The organism is Bacillus sp. ILBB4 (assembly GCF_035064545.1).
Lineage (GTDB): Bacteria > Bacillota > Bacilli > Bacillales > Bacillaceae_H > Priestia.
This window is the reverse complement of sequence record NZ_JAIQVD010000002.1, coordinates 1-16,927: the sequence shown is the minus strand read 5'-3', so window position 1 is coordinate 16,927 and position 16,927 is coordinate 1. Positions and strand designations below refer to the sequence as shown.

Annotated in this window: 19 protein-coding genes; 10 read left to right on the top strand and 9 right to left on the bottom strand. The window is 34.0% G+C overall.

Features of this window, described 5'->3' with window-relative positions; genetic code table 11:
* The first annotated feature begins 25 nt into the window (after positions 1–25).
* Both LAV82_RS06340 and LAV82_RS06335 read left to right on the top strand, forming a co-directional pair.
* A complete protein-coding gene (locus LAV82_RS06340; RefSeq protein WP_211079862.1) occupies positions 26–787 on the top strand; it encodes a class I SAM-dependent methyltransferase in 762 nt (253 codons plus the stop codon).
* Positions 788–1,066: 279 nt separating this feature from the next.
* The gene (locus tag LAV82_RS06335) at positions 1,067–1,540 is read left to right on the top strand and encodes a hypothetical protein (RefSeq protein WP_013056439.1); all 474 of its coding nucleotides are present in this window, start codon (positions 1,067–1,069) and stop codon (positions 1,538–1,540) included.
* 236 nt (positions 1,541–1,776) lie between these two features.
* Here the strand turns inward: LAV82_RS06335 and LAV82_RS06330 are convergent, their stop codons facing one another.
* On the bottom strand, positions 1,777–2,151 hold the full coding sequence (locus LAV82_RS06330) for a winged helix-turn-helix transcriptional regulator (protein WP_013056440.1): 375 nt from the start codon (positions 2,149–2,151) through the stop codon (positions 1,777–1,779).
* A 102-nt stretch (positions 2,152–2,253) separates the two neighbouring features.
* Here LAV82_RS06330 and LAV82_RS06325 point away from each other — a divergent pair, with 102 nt between their 5' ends.
* The 3 genes from LAV82_RS06325 (at position 2,254) to LAV82_RS06315 (ending at position 4,896) form a co-directional block, all read left to right on the top strand.
* A complete protein-coding gene (locus LAV82_RS06325) occupies positions 2,254–2,913 on the top strand; it encodes an MBL fold metallo-hydrolase (RefSeq protein WP_499715744.1) in 660 nt (219 codons plus the stop codon).
* An 11-nt stretch (positions 2,914–2,924) separates the two neighbouring features.
* Positions 2,925–3,731: a carbon-nitrogen family hydrolase gene (locus LAV82_RS06320; RefSeq protein WP_098278192.1), complete on the top strand. Its 807-nt coding sequence runs from the start codon at positions 2,925–2,927 to the stop codon at positions 3,729–3,731.
* Positions 3,732–4,302: 571 nt separating this feature from the next.
* The gene (locus LAV82_RS06315; protein ID WP_211079864.1) at positions 4,303–4,896 is read left to right on the top strand and encodes a hypothetical protein; all 594 of its coding nucleotides are present in this window, start codon (positions 4,303–4,305) and stop codon (positions 4,894–4,896) included.
* A 292-nt stretch (positions 4,897–5,188) separates the two neighbouring features.
* Here LAV82_RS06315 and speG read toward each other — a convergent pair whose 3' ends face one another.
* Positions 5,189–5,713: a spermidine N1-acetyltransferase gene (gene speG, locus LAV82_RS06310; protein WP_098278190.1), complete on the bottom strand. Its 525-nt coding sequence runs from the start codon at positions 5,711–5,713 to the stop codon at positions 5,189–5,191.
* A gap of 175 nt (positions 5,714–5,888) precedes the next feature.
* Between speG and LAV82_RS06305 the strand changes: the two genes are divergently transcribed.
* Positions 5,889–7,211: a right-handed parallel beta-helix repeat-containing protein gene (locus tag LAV82_RS06305; RefSeq protein ID WP_499715743.1), complete on the top strand. Its 1,323-nt coding sequence runs from the start codon at positions 5,889–5,891 to the stop codon at positions 7,209–7,211.
* 303 nt (positions 7,212–7,514) lie between these two features.
* On the opposite strand, the gene recA is transcribed toward LAV82_RS06305, so the two are convergent.
* From recA to LAV82_RS06280, 5 genes are all read right to left on the bottom strand, one after another.
* A complete protein-coding gene (gene recA, locus LAV82_RS06300; protein WP_013056446.1) occupies positions 7,515–8,540 on the bottom strand; it encodes a recombinase RecA in 1,026 nt (341 codons plus the stop codon).
* Complete coding sequence (locus LAV82_RS06295; protein WP_211079867.1) at positions 8,537–8,731, bottom strand: hypothetical protein; 195 nt, start codon at positions 8,729–8,731, stop codon at positions 8,537–8,539. Before LAV82_RS06295 ends, recA begins: the two co-directional genes overlap by 4 nt.
* Positions 8,732–9,034: 303 nt before the next feature.
* A complete protein-coding gene (arsC, locus tag LAV82_RS06290) occupies positions 9,035–9,457 on the bottom strand; it encodes an arsenate reductase (thioredoxin) (protein ID WP_499715742.1) in 423 nt (140 codons plus the stop codon).
* A 24-nt stretch (positions 9,458–9,481) separates the two neighbouring features.
* Positions 9,482–10,780 (bottom strand): arsenic transporter, encoded by a 1,299-nt coding sequence (locus LAV82_RS06285; RefSeq protein ID WP_499715741.1) that lies wholly within the window; start codon positions 10,778–10,780, stop codon positions 9,482–9,484.
* An 18-nt stretch (positions 10,781–10,798) separates the two neighbouring features.
* Entirely contained in the window at positions 10,799–11,146 is a 348-nt protein-coding gene (locus LAV82_RS06280; RefSeq protein ID WP_057274736.1) for an ArsR/SmtB family transcription factor, read from the bottom strand.
* A 407-nt stretch (positions 11,147–11,553) separates the two neighbouring features.
* Here LAV82_RS06280 and LAV82_RS06275 point away from each other — a divergent pair, with 407 nt between their 5' ends.
* A complete protein-coding gene (locus tag LAV82_RS06275; RefSeq protein ID WP_078081692.1) occupies positions 11,554–11,883 on the top strand; it encodes an ArsR/SmtB family transcription factor in 330 nt (109 codons plus the stop codon).
* Positions 11,884–11,933: 50 nt separating this feature from the next.
* Positions 11,934–12,368, top strand: a complete 435-nt coding sequence (locus LAV82_RS06270; protein WP_211080223.1) for an ArsI/CadI family heavy metal resistance metalloenzyme — start codon at positions 11,934–11,936, stop codon at positions 12,366–12,368.
* A gap of 435 nt (positions 12,369–12,803) precedes the next feature.
* On the opposite strand, the gene LAV82_RS06265 is transcribed toward LAV82_RS06270, so the two are convergent.
* Complete coding sequence (locus LAV82_RS06265; RefSeq protein ID WP_499715740.1) at positions 12,804–14,867, bottom strand: cation:proton antiporter domain-containing protein; 2,064 nt, start codon at positions 14,865–14,867, stop codon at positions 12,804–12,806.
* A 380-nt stretch (positions 14,868–15,247) separates the two neighbouring features.
* Positions 15,248–15,721 carry a hypothetical protein gene (locus LAV82_RS06260; protein ID WP_211080224.1) on the bottom strand — a complete coding sequence of 158 codons (474 nt, stop codon included), beginning with the start codon at positions 15,719–15,721 and terminating at the stop codon, positions 15,248–15,250.
* A 280-nt stretch (positions 15,722–16,001) separates the two neighbouring features.
* On the opposite strand from LAV82_RS06260, the gene LAV82_RS06255 reads away from it, so the two are divergent.
* The gene (locus tag LAV82_RS06255; RefSeq protein WP_029324439.1) at positions 16,002–16,331 is read left to right on the top strand and encodes a DMT family transporter; all 330 of its coding nucleotides are present in this window, start codon (positions 16,002–16,004) and stop codon (positions 16,329–16,331) included.
* Entirely contained in the window at positions 16,331–16,645 is a 315-nt protein-coding gene (locus LAV82_RS06250) for a DMT family transporter (protein WP_211080221.1), read from the top strand. The genes LAV82_RS06255 and LAV82_RS06250 overlap by 1 nt, the downstream gene beginning before the upstream one ends.
* The last annotated feature ends 282 nt before the right edge of the window (positions 16,646–16,927 follow it).

The following is a 16,927-nucleotide window of genomic DNA, read 5'->3' as shown; positions in this document are numbered from 1 at the left end:
TAAAAAAGGTAAAGGGGGAGTAACTATGTCACAAAAAGCTGATTATACAAAAATCAACTCAAAAATGTGGGATGAGTGGGCTTCAGCTGGAGGAGAATGGTCATTAGCTATTAATCATCAAGACTTTGTAGATGCAACTCAAGGTGTTTTTGATATTTACTTAACACCTTGTAAGCCTGTTCCACATAACTGGTTTATTCCATTTAAAAAAGCAAAAATATTGGGACTTGCTAGCGGAGGAGGACAGCAATGCCCAGTCTTTGCAGCACAGCATGCAGAAGTTACAGTGTTTGACTACTCTGATAAACAATTAGAATTAGAAAAAATGGTGTCCGCTAGAGAAGGCTATTCTATTGATTTAGTTAAAGGCGATATGAGTAAGACATTTCCCTTTGAAGATGAGACGTTCGATATGATTTTTAATCCCGTATCAAACTGCTATATTCAAGATGTTGAACACGTTTGGCAAGAATGTTTTAGAGTTCTAAAAAAAGGTGGCGTTCTGCTATCTGGCTTTGCAAACCCTGCTCTTTATTTATTTGGAGAAGGTGAGAAAGCATTACAAGTGGTTAATAAATTACCTTATGATGGAACTAAAAACACGGTAGAAAGTGATGAAGAACTTATAAAGAATGGCGGTGTACAGTTTAGTCATTCTTTAGAAACTCAAATTGGAGGACAGCTAAAAGCTGGATTCACCCTACAAGATCTTTATGAAGATCATCACCACAAGGGGAAAATCACTGAATATATGCCTTGTTATCTGGCAACTAAATCCATTAAATAATAGTTGGTTATCATGTTGAATGAGCTACCTCAACTTTTTCCAATACGGCGTCACAGTGGAGTGGTGGCTCAAAAATGAGATGCCATATTCACCGAGAGAAATAGCAGAAAAAGTAGGGAGCTTTTAGAAAGAAACTTATAAGCTTAGGTTTAGTTGAACAAAAGCTTTAAAAGAATAAAATTATCCATCTCCTATTCTTAATTATAGTATCTTTTTTGTTTTGATTTGGTAATAAAGGGTAAATGTTCTAAGAATCACCTAAAAATAGGAGGAGATCAAATGAGAAAAGCGAAACAAGCTGTTGTAGCTTCTGCCGTAGGTTTAGCTGTGTTAGCGACGCCATTAGCTCTACCGAATTTAGGAGGTTCTGCAGGCTCCGCAGAAGCTGCAGAAGTTGGAGGAGACGTAACAGTTGATCCCGTAGCCATAGGACAAGCGATTGCAGATGCGGCTAAAACAGCCGACAATCGAAGTGGGTTCGTTAAGGGAGCAATGGAAAAAGCATTCTTTGAATCAGGTCAACAATATAATGTAATAGTTATGAATTTGAGTCAAGGGTATAATTCAGATCAATTACAAGGTGTTCAATATTTTGATACCGTAGATTATGATGGTATTACGTATGGTGTCTGGGTATTTGAAGAAGGAACATTTATTAATGAAGGCGATGGAGGTTATGATAACTGGGCTTTCAGAGGATGGTTTGAACGAACAGGAGATGACGAAAAAACAGTCGATTTTCATAGACCTTAATTAAAAATGAAGATAAAGATAAAGATAACAAGAGATTCCCATCAGGGAAGAGCGTATGAAGAGCCTTTACCGTCATGGTAAAGGCTCTTCTCATTTAATAAGTTTTCGTTTTAATTAAAGGAGGTGGAGTTAGTATAGTTTCATGGACACCACTCACTTAATTAAGTCCTTACATTATAAAAAACAAGGCATCATTAAAAAGAAGTAAAATATAGTTAAGGAGTTTATTTAAAGCGTTAAGATTTTTTTAATTCTTCTTCCTGCTGACTTATATAAGCATTGCCCCACTTCTCTAAAGATTTTAGTATTGGAACAAAACTTTCTCCAAGATCTGTTAAATAATATAAAACCCTTTTAGGGTTATCGTTTGTTTCTTCCCTTTCAATCAATCCGTTTTTTTCCATATTCCTAAGCTGCAGTGTAAGGATGCGCTGGGTAATACCCGGTATTTCACGGCGCATTGCATTATAATACATAGGTGATTTTGATAACAAAGATAAAATAATACCTTTCCATTTACCACCCATAATATGCATCGTTAACTCAATTGGACAAGCATGTTTTACAGTTAACGTACAAGGACCGTATTGATCACTTTTAAAGTCTGACATTTTCTCACCTCAATGGCTAGTAACAAAATTGTGCCTTCTTGTTACGTCTATTTTTTCTTACTAAACTTATATTGTCAAATAAAACAAAAGAAGGTGCATCAATTGGAATTTGTCCAAATCTCTAGCCATATTTACAAACTTACTTACAAAACCATTGTGGGAATTCCAGTCAAAATCAATACATGGTACGTGCTAGATGGTGAGAATGTTCATATCATTGATACCGGAATGAAAGACTATGCCCATACTCAGTTAAATATAGCAAAATCTTTAGGTATCCCCAAAAGTATCTTACTGACACATGGCCATTTAGATCACATTAATGGCGCCAAGTATTTAAGAGATAATTTAAATATTCCTATTTACGCACACGAAATTGAAACGCTTTTTATCAATGGCAAAAAGCCATATCCAAACAAGGCAGAAAAGGAAACAACAGGCGTGGAACATCAAGTTGAAAGTTTAAGTGACAACATCATTAAAAAGTTACCTTTAGATGTATATTTAACGCCCGGTCATACACCAGGACATGTAATATACCATCATAAAGATGACAATGTGCTGCTAACTGGAGACTTATTCTTTTCTAATGCTGAATCCTTACATCCACCGATTCGAAAGTTTACAGTTGATATGGGTGAAAATATTAATAGCGGGCGAATTATAGATGAAATTAAACCTTCTATTATTTCTTCATCACATGGCGAAGATGTCAAATATAACTGTGATTTATATCCTATTTATAAATTTATATATGAATAAGAGGGAGAAATATGAAAATACAATTATTTCAAACGGAGATTATAGAAGGAGAAGTTAAGCAAAACGAAAACCGCATTGAGTCCTTATTTGAAGAAAAGCTTCATATAGATACTGAGATTGTTGTGATACCTGAAATGTGGAATACGGGTTATGATTTAAAAAATGTAGCAGAAAAAGCAGATATTGATTTAAAGAGAGCTTTTCCCTTTATTCAACGTTTAGCAATCAACCATCAAGTGAATATCATTGCAGGTTCAGTTTCAAATAAAAGAAATGAAAATATTTATAATACAGCCTTTGCTGTATCAAAAACGGGTAAGCTGCTCTATCAAAAAGATAAGATACATCTCGTGCCGATGTTGGATGAACATCATTATTTAACAGGGGGAGATGAAGTCCCAGATGTCTTTGAGATTAACAATATAAAAGCCAGCCAAATTATATGCTACGATTTACGTTTTCCAGAAATCACACGCTACCCAACGTCTCAAGGTGCAAAAGTCATATTCTACGTTGCACAATGGACTACCAGAAATATAAACCATTGGAGAACACTATTGAGGGCAAGAGCTATAGAAAATTGTGTTTATGTCATTGCATGTAACAGTGTAGGAAATGTAAATAATAAAAATCATGTTGGCAACACATACGCGGGGCATTCAATGATCATTGATCCAAATGGAAACATTGTAGAAGAGGGGGGAGATCAAGAAGAGATTATAACTGCGGAAATCCATATACAGAAAGTTACAGAACAACAAAAATACATCCCAATATTTGAAAGCCTGAGACCGGATGTTTATAAGCATGCAGAATAGAAATTTGTATATCATATCCAGCTTAAAAACAGAAAAAAAATCGGTTGCAAATGCCCAAGTTCTGAAAGCATTCTAATTGTATTTTGTTCCAAAATGTACTAACAGCAAATAAAAAGTAAATACGTGAAAAAAGAAAGCAATCTCATTCACAGGTATTAAAGTGAGGTTGCTTTCTGATCTATTAACAGATTAATCCGTTAATAGATCATCATCTCAATTTTGAGTGTTATCAGAATATCTTATGAAAGTTTACTAAAAAAAGAGGCAATTTCACCTGGAAATACTATATTTTTTAAAATTAACATATGTATAAAAGGTGCACTTCTTATACATTAGGTTCTCATCCACCTACTGAGAAAACGTTGATCAGTCAACAATGTATAAAAAGCTGCATACTCCGGAAAAAGGGCCCTTGGCAGTCCCCCGTCCTTCATCAAGGGTTCTTTTTTATGATGTTTTCTGAAAGAGTGATTATGTTAACAGATTATGTATGAATTATATATACGTCTTTATAAGGATTTTAATATATAATTAAGGTTAAAAAAGAATTATTTTAGGAAGAGGAAAATGTGTGAAACGTAATCGATTGTTGCTTTTATCGTTAATTAGTAGTTTGTTAGTTATTTTAGTGTCATTGTTCCAGTGGGATCTGATTGATATTATAACAGAATTTTTAATGTTACCTATTTGGTTATTTGTATATGCTTTCTTTATCATAATGACTATATTGACATTGATTCATCTTTTAAAAAATAGAAAGTGGCAGCCGTTTTTTATTCAGCTCATTACTATCTTATTATGGTTTTTCTTTCCATTCAATCAAATCAACTTAGATCTCAACTTTAGAATCCATCAAGATAAGAGAGAAGAGGTTGCAACTAAAATAGAAAATGGTGTTATTAAACCTAATGTACCTAATAGTCCATCACTTATTCAATTATCTAAAGAGTATACTCAATTGTCTAAAGGTGGGGGCGACATCGTAGTAGAAACAAAAGGAAAGGCTAAATCAATTCTTTTCTTTACATACCGTGGGATGATAGACAATTTTTCGGGATTTGTATATAACCCAAACGATAATAAACCTTCAAAAAGCGATTTTAACGGGGATTTTAAACAAATAAAAAAAGTACATAAAAACTGGTATTATGTATCTTCTTATTAAAAAAACCTACTGTTTTGATAGCAGGTCCTTCTTGTTACTTATTTCTTTTTTAACCTTTTAACAACTTTAAAAGCTAGGAATCCTATTAAACCAATAATTATTAAGAATAATAGCAATCCTGTTGGACTAAATGTACTCATAATACCATCCTTATGATTTCTATAATTTACAATGTTATCATATTTAAATGGTTTGCACATTTCTCCTCCAGGATTTTTCACCCCTATAGCAGAAGCCTAATTTCATTCTTTCTTCTTTTTTTAGTGACCAGGACTCTTATACTAGTTCAACTTTAGTTTTTATTTTTGGTTTGTAAATATTCTTTTTGAAACATACACATTCTTATAGCGTTATGATAGCTTCCATCAACAAAAAATTCATCTTTTAACTCGCCTTCAATAGAAAAACCAACCTTCTTATAGATATGAATTGCTTTTTCATTTTCCTTGTCTACAATTAAGTAAAGTTTATGCATATTCAATACCGAAAAGGCATAATTCATTGCTAGGTTTGTGGCAACCATGGCGTAACCATGACCTTGATGCGTAGGGTCAATGATAATTTGAAACTCTGCTCTACGATGAATATAATCAATTTCGACTAATTCCACTAACCCAAGCATATCCCCGTCCTTTTCAAGTATGAAACGACGCTCACCTTGATCGTGAATATGTTTATCATATAAGTCCTGTAGCTCTACAAAAGCTTCATAAGGCTCTTCAAACCAATAAGACATAATGTTTGCATCATTATTGAGTTCATGCACAAATTTTAAATCTTCTCTTTCCAAAGGACGTAACTTAAGTTCCTTATTCATTTCTCAAACCTCCACATTCTAGCATTACTTTAGCACTTTCTGTTTTAAATGTAAAAATTGTTGTAGTTTTAAAAAATAATAAGACATAGTGCGATTATTTCCATCCTTATTAAAAGAACCATAGTATAATTTAAAAATCTTGCAAGTGAAATTCATTAACTTTAAGGAGGATCTTATGAAAAAAGCAGTTAGTATTCTTCTTATTTTACTATGCTGTATAAACCAAAGGGTTGAGGCAGCTAATCAACCTTCAGCAGCTCCTATAATACATCATGAAATTTATGTTTCTCCTACAGGGGATGACAGAAACCTAGGTACTAAAAGCAAACCTTTTAGAACATTAAGAAAGGCAAGTGAAGTAGCTCAGCCCGGAACTACCGTTTACATCAGAGGCGGTATCTACTATGAACAATTAATTATTAGCCGTTCAGGTACTAAACAAGAGCCTATTATCTTCAGGAACTATAAAAGTGAAAAGCCCCTTATTAGTGGAGAAAAAATAAAAAGCCGTTCTACAGATGGAGGGCTAGTTAGCATAAAAAATAAGAGCTACATAACAATTCAAGGTTTGAATATAGGTCATTTTTCTACTTCTAAGGAACAAAATACACCATGTGGTATTTTAGTAGAAGGAAGTGGAAAGAACCTTCGAATTATTAATAATCATATTTTCGATATTAAGACTGCACATAAAAATGGAAACGCTCATGGAATAGCTTTTTATGGATCCAAAGCGCCGCGTTCATTAGAAAACATTAAAATATCGCGAAACCTACTTGAAAACTTGACCTTAGGTTTTAGTGAAGCGCTGACTCTAAATGGGAATGTTAAAGATTTTATCGTCAATGCCAATACAATTCGAAACGTTGATAATATTGGGATTGACGTAATTGGCTTTGAAAAAGTAGCTCCTATTGAGAAATATGACCGAGCCCGTGAAGGACTCATTAGTGAAAACCATATTTACAACGTCAGCAGTTATTCAAACCCTGCTTACAAATATGAATACTCCGCTGGTGGAATCTACGTAGACGGAGGAAAAGATGTTATTATCGAGCGTAACGTTTCAAGTCATAACGATCTAGGAATAGAAATCGCAAGTGAACACTATGGTAAACAAACTAGCAATGTTCAAGTTATACGGAATATGATTTATAAGAATCGTTTTACAGGAATTTCAATTGGGGGCTATGATAAAAAACGTGGAGGGACGATAAATACTCTTATTGAACATAATATTTTATATGGAAATGATACGATGAACATGGATGGTGGCCAATTACTGATGCAATATCATGCAACTCATAACACTATCAACAATAATGTTATGGTTTCAGTAAAATCTAATTTGCTTCTGGCCAATCTTCATTACTCAAATAAATATAATCAACTTAATCATAATGTGTACCTAAATAAAAGTAGAGATAAAGCGAATCGATGGATATGGAAGGGGGCAGAAATAGAAAGTTCTACTATCATATCACCTAGGCTTTTTTAATAAGAATTTCTTTTTAGAAGATATTCTTTATTTAGTTACTCGCTGGGATTCTATTTGAGGCCGAAAAATTATTCACTTCACTATCTGCTGATTATACTTTTTATTTCATTGAAACAAAGAGAAAGGTGCGTTCGTTGTAAATATACCAATGGATTGCAAGAAGATTCATGCTGTTTCTCTATATGAGTAGTGTTTATTTAGGTACAAATCAATAGTCTTGACATAAAAACCCCCCAATCATTAGAGTTTTTTTATCTAATAATGGGGGGGCAGTTCAAGCCGTGGGAAAGGTGTTTTATGCTTTTATTGGTTTTCTTTTTCGCTATCGTTATCGTTATTAACATTATCACTATATTTGAAATCAATAATTCTTTTTCTAATTTCTTCTCTAATTTCAGGGTTTTCTTTTAAGAAAATCTTAGCGTTTTCTCGTCCCTGTCCTAAACGCTCCTCATTATATGAAAACCAAGATCCAGACTTTTGAACAATGTCTACTTCAGAGCCGATATCTAAGATTTCTCCTTCTTTTGAGATACCTTCTCCATACATAATATCTACTTCAGCAATGCGGAAAGGAGGTGCCATTTTATTTTTGACTACTTTAATTCTTGTTTTATTACCAACTATGTCATTTCCGAGTTTAAGTTGTTCAGCGCGGCGAACCTCCAGACGAACGGAAGAATAGAATTTTAGTGCTCTTCCACCTGGCGTTGTTTCCGGATTTCCAAACATAACGCCTACTTTCTCCCTGATTTGGTTGATGAAGATGGCAATGGTTTTAGACTTATTGATTGCTCCAGATAGTTTACGAAGAGCTTGAGACATCAAACGAGCTTGTAAACCTACGTGAGAATCTCCCATTTCTCCTTCAATTTCTTTTTGTGGAACTAATGCTGCTACTGAGTCAACAACAATAATATCTACAGCACCACTTCTAACTAATGCTTCAGCAATTTCAAGTGCCTGTTCACCAGTATCAGGTTGAGATAACAGTAACTCATCAATATCTACACCTAGTTTTCTTGCATAAACCGGATCAAGTGCGTGTTCAGCATCAATAAAGGCAGCTCGACCTCCATTTTTTTGTACTTCTGCAATTGCGTGTAAGGAAACGGTTGTTTTACCTGAACTTTCGGGCCCGTAAACTTCCATAATTCTTCCCTTGGGATAACCATTAATTCCAAGAGCTATATCTAAAGCTAATGAGCCTGAGCTAGATGCCTCAACTTTTGTATGTGTGCCTTCTCCCATTTTAATAATTGATCCTGTACCGAATTGTTTTTCAATTTGTTTTAGAGCCATATCTAGTGCTGCTTTTTTATCATTCATAATTTGAAACCTCCGATTGTTATTACGTTTACAATAAACGCCAAGGTATTTCGATAAATAATAAGAGTTGGCTCAAATGTTTTTGCTCCGTGCGAGAAAATTTTGTGTTTAACTGTCTTAGTTTGTTCTGGTGTTCCTTCATTCATCTCTAAACCCTTAGCAACGAACAGATGTTCCTGTTTTGTAATCATACAATAAACGCATCTAATTGTAAAGGCGAAAGTTTTTCTACAAACTAGCTAAAAGAATATCTTATATTTATAAAAAGTAAGTTTATACTTTTATTTTTATATAAGTTAAATTAAATAAGTAACAATAAGTGACGCTTTTTATAGAAGTAGAATCGATTACAATCTGCATTTTTGAATTTGTATGTATATGAATCTACAAATCTGGTTAGACTAATAACGTATTCCTCATATTCCCAGTCTACTATAAAACAGATTTCAGGAAGAAATAAAGCAGTCTACACAAATAGACTGCTTCTTGATTAATTATTTACCTGTTTCAGCAAATCGCTGAATACGTTCAGCGATTTCATCACGTACACGCTGGAAAAACGCCCATTTTTCTTCTTCTGTTCCTTCAGCTTTTGCTGGGTCATCAAATCCCCAGTGTTCACGCTTCACATGGGGAGGCGTTACTGGGCAGTGATCTGCTGCATGGCCACATAATGTAACGACCAAATCTGCATTATTTAAAATTTCAGGATCAATGACATCAGATGTTTGATTTGAAATATCAACACCAGCTTCTTTCATTGCTTTTACAGCATTGGGATTTAATCCATGAGCTTCTAATCCTGCACTGCGTACATCCCATTCATCGTTATTTAGATATTTTTTTGCCCATCCTTCAGCCATTTGGCTACGGCAAGAGTTACCTGTACATAAGAAATAAAGTATTTTTTTAGACATGTGTAAAATCTCCTTTATAATGTGTTAAGAAATAATTGATAACCAAATATATAAACCAACAAGCGTAATAAACAATGTTGGGATGGTTAAGATGATACCTGTTTTAAAATAGGTTCCCCAAGAAATCTTAACTCCTTTTGTCGAAAGAACGTGGAGCCATAAGAGAGTGGCTAGAGAGCCAATAGGTGTAATTTTTGGTCCTAAGTCCGAACCAATGACATTTGCATAAATCAAGGCTTCTTTAATTGTACCTGTTGCAGAAGTTGCATCAATGGCCAAAGCATCAATCATCACGGTTGGCATGTTGTTCATAATCGATGAAAGAATGGCTGCAATGAATCCCATGCCAATAGTTGCTGCAAACAATCCATGGTCAGCCGCTGTTTGAATAAGGCTTGCTAATACTTCAGTTAGCCCTACATTACGTAATCCGTAGACAACCACATACATACCAATGGAAAAGAAAACAATTGCCCATGGAGCTCCTGCTAACACTTTTTTAGTGTGAACAGCGGGACTCTTTCTCGCTATTCCTAAGAATAAAATTGCAATAATTCCTGCAATAATTGAAACGGGAACATCGAAAAACTCACCAATAAAGTAACCAAGAACTAAAATGAATAAAACGATTCCTGATAAACGGAACATTTTTTCATCTTTAATAGCCTCAACCGGTTTCTGTAAGTCATCTAAGTTGTATTTCTTAGGAATGCTTTTACGAAAGTACAAATATAAGACAACAATACTTGCCAAAAGTGAGAACAGATCTGGCACAATCATACGTGATGCAAATTCAGAAAAGCGAATACCAAAGAAATCAGCTGATACAATGTTGACCAAGTTACTTACTACAAGAGGTAACGATGTTGTATCTGCAATGAATCCACTGGCGATAATAAAAGGAAAGACCATTTTATCTTCAAATTTTAGTGCTCGTACCATGGCAAGTACAATAGGTGTTAGAATTAAGGCTGCTCCATCATTTGCGAATAATGCGGCTACTACAGCTCCAAGTAGGGATACATACACAAACATGCGAACACCATTTCCTCCTGCAGCTCGTGCCATATGTAAAGCTGCCCACTCAAAAAATCCAATTTCATCTAAAATTAAGGAAATAATAATAACTGCAATAAACGTTAATGTTGCATTCCATACAATTTGAGTTACATTTAGCACGTCATGGAAATCAACCACACCCGCTAAAAGAGCTAATAATGCGCCTCCGCATGCTGACCAGCCAATAGACAAATTCTTCGGCTGCCAAATGACAAAAATCAATGTCCCTAAGAAGATGAGGGAGGCTACTATAACTGATACCACTTTACAGACCTCCTATTATTAGCAACAACTAATACGTAATCCTTGCTTTTCTAGTTCTTTTAATCGTTCATCTTCGCTTGGTAAAGATTCAAGTACATTAAGGACAAATTGATAATAGCTGTTTTCTTTATTTAATGAATAGAAGATCCAATGTCCTTTTCGTCTTTCCTTTACAAGTTCGATATCTCTTAATTTACGTAAGTGTTGGCTAATAGCCGGTTGACTTGCTTTATAAATTTCAACTAGCTCACAAACACAGCACTCGTTATTTTGGAGCAGCTTCATCATTGACAATCTCGTCTTATCTCCAAGCAGCTTCAGTATCTGTACTGCTTTTTCCACTTCTACCTGCGCTTTTACATCCATTATGACTCGCCTCCTTATTTTTAAATATAATTATATAAGTATTTTATTATATATTCAACGAAAATATACATTTTAAATATTAATCAAAAAAAGTTGATGAATACCTTGATTTATCTAAATTTTCCAGATATGATGAATACATCAAAAAAAATTGATTTATAAAAGTGAGGATAAAAGCGATGAGAGTCAACAACTCTGGAAACTTATCAGTTACGTACTTTCGAGCCTATTTTCATTTAGTTATGAACACTCAAGGGATGAACCATAAGGAAGCACGAAACCTAATCTTTCAGCGTTTTTTTCATCAAGATCCTATGCTAAGAGGGGAAACTACATATAGTAACTTTAAAAAAGCTGCCGAAAGCTTTGAACTTTAAATCAAAAAAAATTGATGAAGGGGAATGACAATGGAAAAAGTTAATGAAGAAAAGCACCCATTTAAACAGTACGAACAAAAATTTAAAGCTCTTGCTGATCAAAAGAGATTAGAAATTATGTATGAGCTCTGTCAGCGAGGACAGACATGCGTATGTGATCTAACTGAATTCTTTGGGATGTCTCAATCTAAACTTTCTTACCATTTAAAGATTTTATTAGAAGCAAACCTCATCACAAAAGAAACAAAAGGGACATGGAGTTATTATGATTTAAATGATAAAGAGGTGAATCACCTGTTATCTGAGGAGCTTTGCTGCTTGTTTAGAAAAGATACAAGGAAAAGCGGCTCATGCTCGTAATTTAATACATTCAAAATAATATTGTTTATCATACAAAGGAGGAAGTGTAAATGAAATATGTTCACGTAGGAATTAATGTAACAAATCTAGAGGCGTCCATTGAGTTTTATCAAAAGGTATTTGGCGTTCATCCTGTGAAAACGAAAGTAGATTATGCTAAATTCTTATTAGATGAGCCAAGATTAAATTTCACTTTAAATGTACAGGACGAAGTAAAGGGTAATCAAGTGAATCATTTCGGCTTCCAAGTAGAAACTCCCCAAGAAATCCATTCCCATAAATCACGATTAGAAAAAGAAGACTTCTTTGCCCGTCAAGAAATGGATACAACTTGCTGCTATGCTGTACAAGATAAGTTTTGGGTAACAGATCCTGACGGGAATGAATGGGAATTCTTTTACACGAAATCTGATAGTGAGGTTCATAAGGGTGAGGATAGCGTTGGGCCAAATGAAAAGCTACCTGTAAATAATGCTTGTTGTTGATTCTCCATTTAAAAATACAGATCTTATTAGAGAGGATTACAAATTTGATTCTTGAACAAATTGTCCAAGATGCTCCAACACGTCAACCTATATGATAGATAATTCTTGTAGTAAAAAAACTCTCTACGGAAATAGAGAGTTTTTTTACTTTTGAAGTGAATATCATCTACAACTTTAGTTAACATAAAACCGATTTTAGATAACCAAAAGGAATATAAAATTAATAAGTCTTTATCTATTTGCTAAATAAAGACTCGTATGTCGTAACAACCTATTGCAAATCAATGAACTTTTTTATTAATTAAAAGGTGTAAGATTACATGTGATGCAAATAAAACCCTCGCCACAAATATAGATGTGACAAGGGTTTTATTTTTTAGCCAATTAAATTTTTTTAATGATATATTAGACCACACTGTGGCATATAAAACATCATTAGCTTTCATAATCACTTTTAAGAAGTAATTCTTTGGGAATTTCTGTACCACGTGAGCCTCGAATATCTGTTTCCTTCATTTCTGTTGGGTAGAACACGATGAAGTTTTCAAGATTCATCGAAGCTAGCTTTTTAGGTAATGTTTCTAATTCCGGGTGCCATGCCACAGTACCTTTTCTAGCACTTAATAAAATCACAAGATCAGTTGACTTAATATCATTCAAACCATTTTTGTAAACGGAATTCCAGCAATCAATGGATTGGAACTCGACTTCGACATTAGGGTGTACCTGTTCCGAAGCTTTTCTATAAGCTTCTAAGTCATCACGAATGACAAGACCTTGAATTGTCGCATTGAGTTGGGATACAATACCTTTAATAATTGCAATTGAATCTTCAAATCCTGGCTTGTGTACGATATTATTTGGCAGAATAAGAATCACTCGTTCCATCGTATTCAACGGATGCTTAATTGTTGTAATGAGTGAGCGTTGATAGGTATGTTCAAGGAAATTATCAATAACTCTACCAAAGACCTTTTGGCTTTCTTTCACTAAACCATCCCATCCTACGATAATTGTTGTGATTCGTTCTTCTGTAGCAGCACGTTCAATACCCCATCCAATATTATGATCTACGCGTGTCAATAACCTAACGGGAACATCTGCTCCTGATGCATACGTGAGAGCGTGTCCAAGCATTCTTTCAGCTTGTGCTACTTCAAGATCCGCTTGCTTTAAATCCTTTTGAATAACTGTTAGGGGATAAATCGGTTCTTCTGTCTTTTTCGCCTTCTTAAGAACAAATCCTAAATCAAGTAAAGATTCTATTGTGTCTGAATTCGTAATGGTTATTAATATACGTTCTGGAAGTGTATCATCCAGTGATTCTTTATCTTGTGCAACAGCTAGTTTTCTTCCATATTTTTCACACAAGTAAGGGCCAAGAATACACGTAACTAATATAACAATAATTACAGCATTGATGATCTGTTGGTCAAATAATCCAAATTCATATCCAACAAGTGTGATGGCTAGTGTTGCTGCTGCATGAGTAGTGGAAAGACCAAATATAACGTTACGTTCAGTCTTGGAATAACCATACACTTTACTGGTAACCCAACTGGCAAGTAGTTTGCTTCCAATTGCTACAATGGTAATTAATGCGATGGTTAACAATGTTTTGGGACTGGATATAAGAACGCCAAGATCCATCAACATACCTACAGATAACAAGAAAAATGGAATAAATAAGGCATTTGCCGTAAAACGAATTCGATTCATTAACGGACCATGGTCATAAATGTACCGATTTAAAGCCAGGCCAGCCAAGAATGCGCCGATAATTGGTTCTAATCCAACAAATAAAGAGATTGCTCCTGCAACAAATAAAATGGCTAGAACAAAATTAAATTCTGTTGTTCCTTCATTATTAGAACGTTTAAAGAACCACTTTGTCAGGTAAGGAGTTAAGAATAGAACAACTACCGCAAAAAGAGCCGTTGCAACAATCAAGTATACAAAAAATCCAACTGTTAAATGACCTTCAGACGCCCCTGTTATGACGGCAAGAAAAAGTAATGCCAAGCTATCGGTTAATAATGTACCGCCAACTGCTGTGGTAACAGCTTGGTTTTTCGCCACGCCTAGCCGGCTAATGGCAGGATATCCTAAAAGGGTATGGGTAGAGAAAATACTACCGAATAGAATGGCTGAAAGCATGCTGAGATGAAGCCATAACCCTATGAGCACTCCAAGAACTAATGGAATTAAAAACGAGAGCATTCCAAACAAAATGCTGCGATTTCGGTATTTTTTGAAACCATCAAGATCCAACTCAAGCCCTGCTATGAACATGATAAACAGCAATCCAACTGTTCCAAGCAATTGAATAGTCGAATCTCGTTCTAATATTTCTAGCCCATTTGGTCCAACGATAATACCTGCAATAATGGGACCAATAATAGCAGGTATTCTTAATTTCCCCATGAGTATAGGGAACAATAAAAAAATTAATACAGCAAAACCAAATATAAGAACTGGTTCCTTAAGAGGGAAGTGCATAGATATTTCGACCCCACTTTCTACTTCCTCACTTTATCATGAGTTTTTTCAGAAACACCAATAGTACTATATATAATTTAAAAGCTCTAGTCTTAAAACTTATTTTATAAACATTTGTTTTTCTCCTTAACTTCTCCTAGAAGTATAATTTTATTTATAAAATTCAATGTCTTGAGCAAACTATTTGGGACGCTGGGAAGTGTCTATTTGGAAATTTTCATTCTGTTTTCGAGTTGACGACATGCATTCATTGCAAAAAAAGCCACTGATATAGGACAGTTGCTTTTTTCTTCTTAAAATGTAAATACTATATATTTTTAGTTAACATAAAACGGATTATCGGAAATAATTTTGTAGTAAAAGAAGCTTATTTCATAAGATCAATCCCAAAAGTTGAACATAACTTCTCCAACAGTATTTGGTTTCCAATAAAAGATTTGTTCTAACTCACTGCTGTTCAGGTTATTCTTATTTTCTAAGCTTACTTTTCCTTTGCTGTTTCTTATATCTAAAGGTTCATTAAGTTCTTCTTTACTTAGAACTTTATAGAATGGCATAAAACCCTTTGATAACACAGGATCATCAATAAAATTAATATGTTGAAATTCAACAGTAGAAGCAAGAGCGAGAAAAGGATAATATGCATTGAGTAACACATATATCTCTCGATTAAAAACATTTACTTTTACCTTTGAAAAATTACTTGTTAAATTTGCCTCATAAATCTTTAATATCTTCCCTTGATTTCTTCTGATCAAATCGAAGCATATACTTTTAAAATGGTTCTCATCTATTTCATTCGGTTTATTATCTATTGAACTATAAAAACCCGTTACTCCATTAGGAAGATTCATTAAATAAATAACTCCTTTCAAAATGCTTAGATACGTTTATTTTAAATATATAAGGCGTTCAATTCTAGTTACCATAATGTGATCTCTAGGAACCAACCATAAAAAAGAACCCTTGTGACAAGGGTTCTTTTTTATCTTGACGTTTTTAATTTATTTTAAATTTTAATTATCATTCAAACTACTGAAGAACGGTGAAATGGTGTAATCACTTTCCTTTTGACAGTTTCTTGAAGTTAGAATATAATGAATGACAGTCAGTCATTTTTAAGGAGTGAGTAAAATGAAATGGTTATTGGTCGTCATTGCTGGGATTTTAGAAGTTTTGTGGGCTTCAGGTCTTAAGTATGCCGATACCCTTTTAGAATGGATTATCACCTTTATTTTAATTTTAGTAAGCTTTATTCTACTAATTTATTCATATAAAAAGATCCCAGTTGCTGCAGCCTATACTGTATTTGTAGGCATCGGAACGGCAGGAACTTATCTTATTGGGGTCTACTTAGGTGAGCCTTTCTCTATTACACAAATTATCTTTTTATTAATTTTACTAACAGGAATTGTCGGAATGAAAACATTTACTAACGAACACGAGAGCAGGGGTGAACAATGATGGCCTGGGCATTATTAATATTAGCTGGTATTGAAGAAGTTATTGCTACAGTTGCAATGAAGTATATGGATGGTCTTAAAAAGAAGGGGCCATTGTTCGTTATGGTCATTGGTTTTGCTTTTTCTTTTTATTGTTTATCTAATGCTATGCGCATACTTCCTGCTGGAGTCGCTTATGGAGTATGGACAGGTGTTGGAAGTGTAGGAATTACTTTAACAGGCATCTTTTGGTTTAAAGAAAAATTAGGGATTTATCAACTTATATCTCTTTGTTTTATTTTAATAGGAGTGATTGGTCTAAAAATGGCTAGTTAATCATTAAGGTAAGTTTCATAATGAAATTTAATATTTCATCTCATTTGAAGATTGCTTATAAAATAAAAACCCAATTAGAACTGAATAGATTTCTAGTTGGTTTTTTATTTTACATAATCAAAATTATCGGAAATGATATGCTAAAACCCCCTTTTTATTAAGGGAAAATTCTTATTTATTACTAAAATAGTTAATATTATCTAATAGGTGATAATGTGGATAAGAATAAGTTAAAACTCACATCTTCTGAAATAGGGACACTATGGGGAGAGTATGTAAACG

Excerpts from the sequence above, each read along its gene's own strand:
- LAV82_RS06340 (WP_211079862.1), top strand. The coding sequence starts at position 26 with ATGTCACAAAAAGCTGATTATACAAAAATCAACTCAAAAATGTGGGAT.
- LAV82_RS06335 (WP_013056439.1), top strand. The coding sequence starts at position 1,067 with ATGAGAAAAGCGAAACAAGCTGTTGTAGCTTCTGCCGTAGGTTTAGCT.
- LAV82_RS06330 (WP_013056440.1), bottom strand. The coding sequence starts at position 2,151 with ATGTCAGACTTTAAAAGTGATCAATACGGTCCTTGTACGTTAACTGTA.
- LAV82_RS06320 (WP_098278192.1), top strand. The coding sequence starts at position 2,925 with ATGAAAATACAATTATTTCAAACGGAGATTATAGAAGGAGAAGTTAAG.
- speG (WP_098278190.1), bottom strand. The coding sequence starts at position 5,713 with ATGAATAAGGAACTTAAGTTACGTCCTTTGGAAAGAGAAGATTTAAAA.
- LAV82_RS06305 (WP_499715743.1), top strand. The coding sequence starts at position 5,889 with ATGAAAAAAGCAGTTAGTATTCTTCTTATTTTACTATGCTGTATAAAC.
- recA (WP_013056446.1), bottom strand. The coding sequence starts at position 8,540 with ATGAATGATAAAAAAGCAGCACTAGATATGGCTCTAAAACAAATTGAA.
- LAV82_RS06295 (WP_211079867.1), bottom strand. The coding sequence starts at position 8,731 with ATGATTACAAAACAGGAACATCTGTTCGTTGCTAAGGGTTTAGAGATG.
- arsC (WP_499715742.1), bottom strand. The coding sequence starts at position 9,457 with ATGTCTAAAAAAATACTTTATTTCTTATGTACAGGTAACTCTTGCCGT.
- LAV82_RS06280 (WP_057274736.1), bottom strand. The coding sequence starts at position 11,146 with ATGGATGTAAAAGCGCAGGTAGAAGTGGAAAAAGCAGTACAGATACTG.
- LAV82_RS06275 (WP_078081692.1), top strand. The coding sequence starts at position 11,554 with ATGGAAAAAGTTAATGAAGAAAAGCACCCATTTAAACAGTACGAACAA.
- LAV82_RS06270 (WP_211080223.1), top strand. The coding sequence starts at position 11,934 with ATGAAATATGTTCACGTAGGAATTAATGTAACAAATCTAGAGGCGTCC.
- LAV82_RS06265 (WP_499715740.1), bottom strand. The coding sequence starts at position 14,867 with ATGCACTTCCCTCTTAAGGAACCAGTTCTTATATTTGGTTTTGCTGTA.
- LAV82_RS06260 (WP_211080224.1), bottom strand. The coding sequence starts at position 15,721 with ATGAATCTTCCTAATGGAGTAACGGGTTTTTATAGTTCAATAGATAAT.
- LAV82_RS06255 (WP_029324439.1), top strand. The coding sequence starts at position 16,002 with ATGAAATGGTTATTGGTCGTCATTGCTGGGATTTTAGAAGTTTTGTGG.
- LAV82_RS06250 (WP_211080221.1), top strand. The coding sequence starts at position 16,331 with ATGGCCTGGGCATTATTAATATTAGCTGGTATTGAAGAAGTTATTGCT.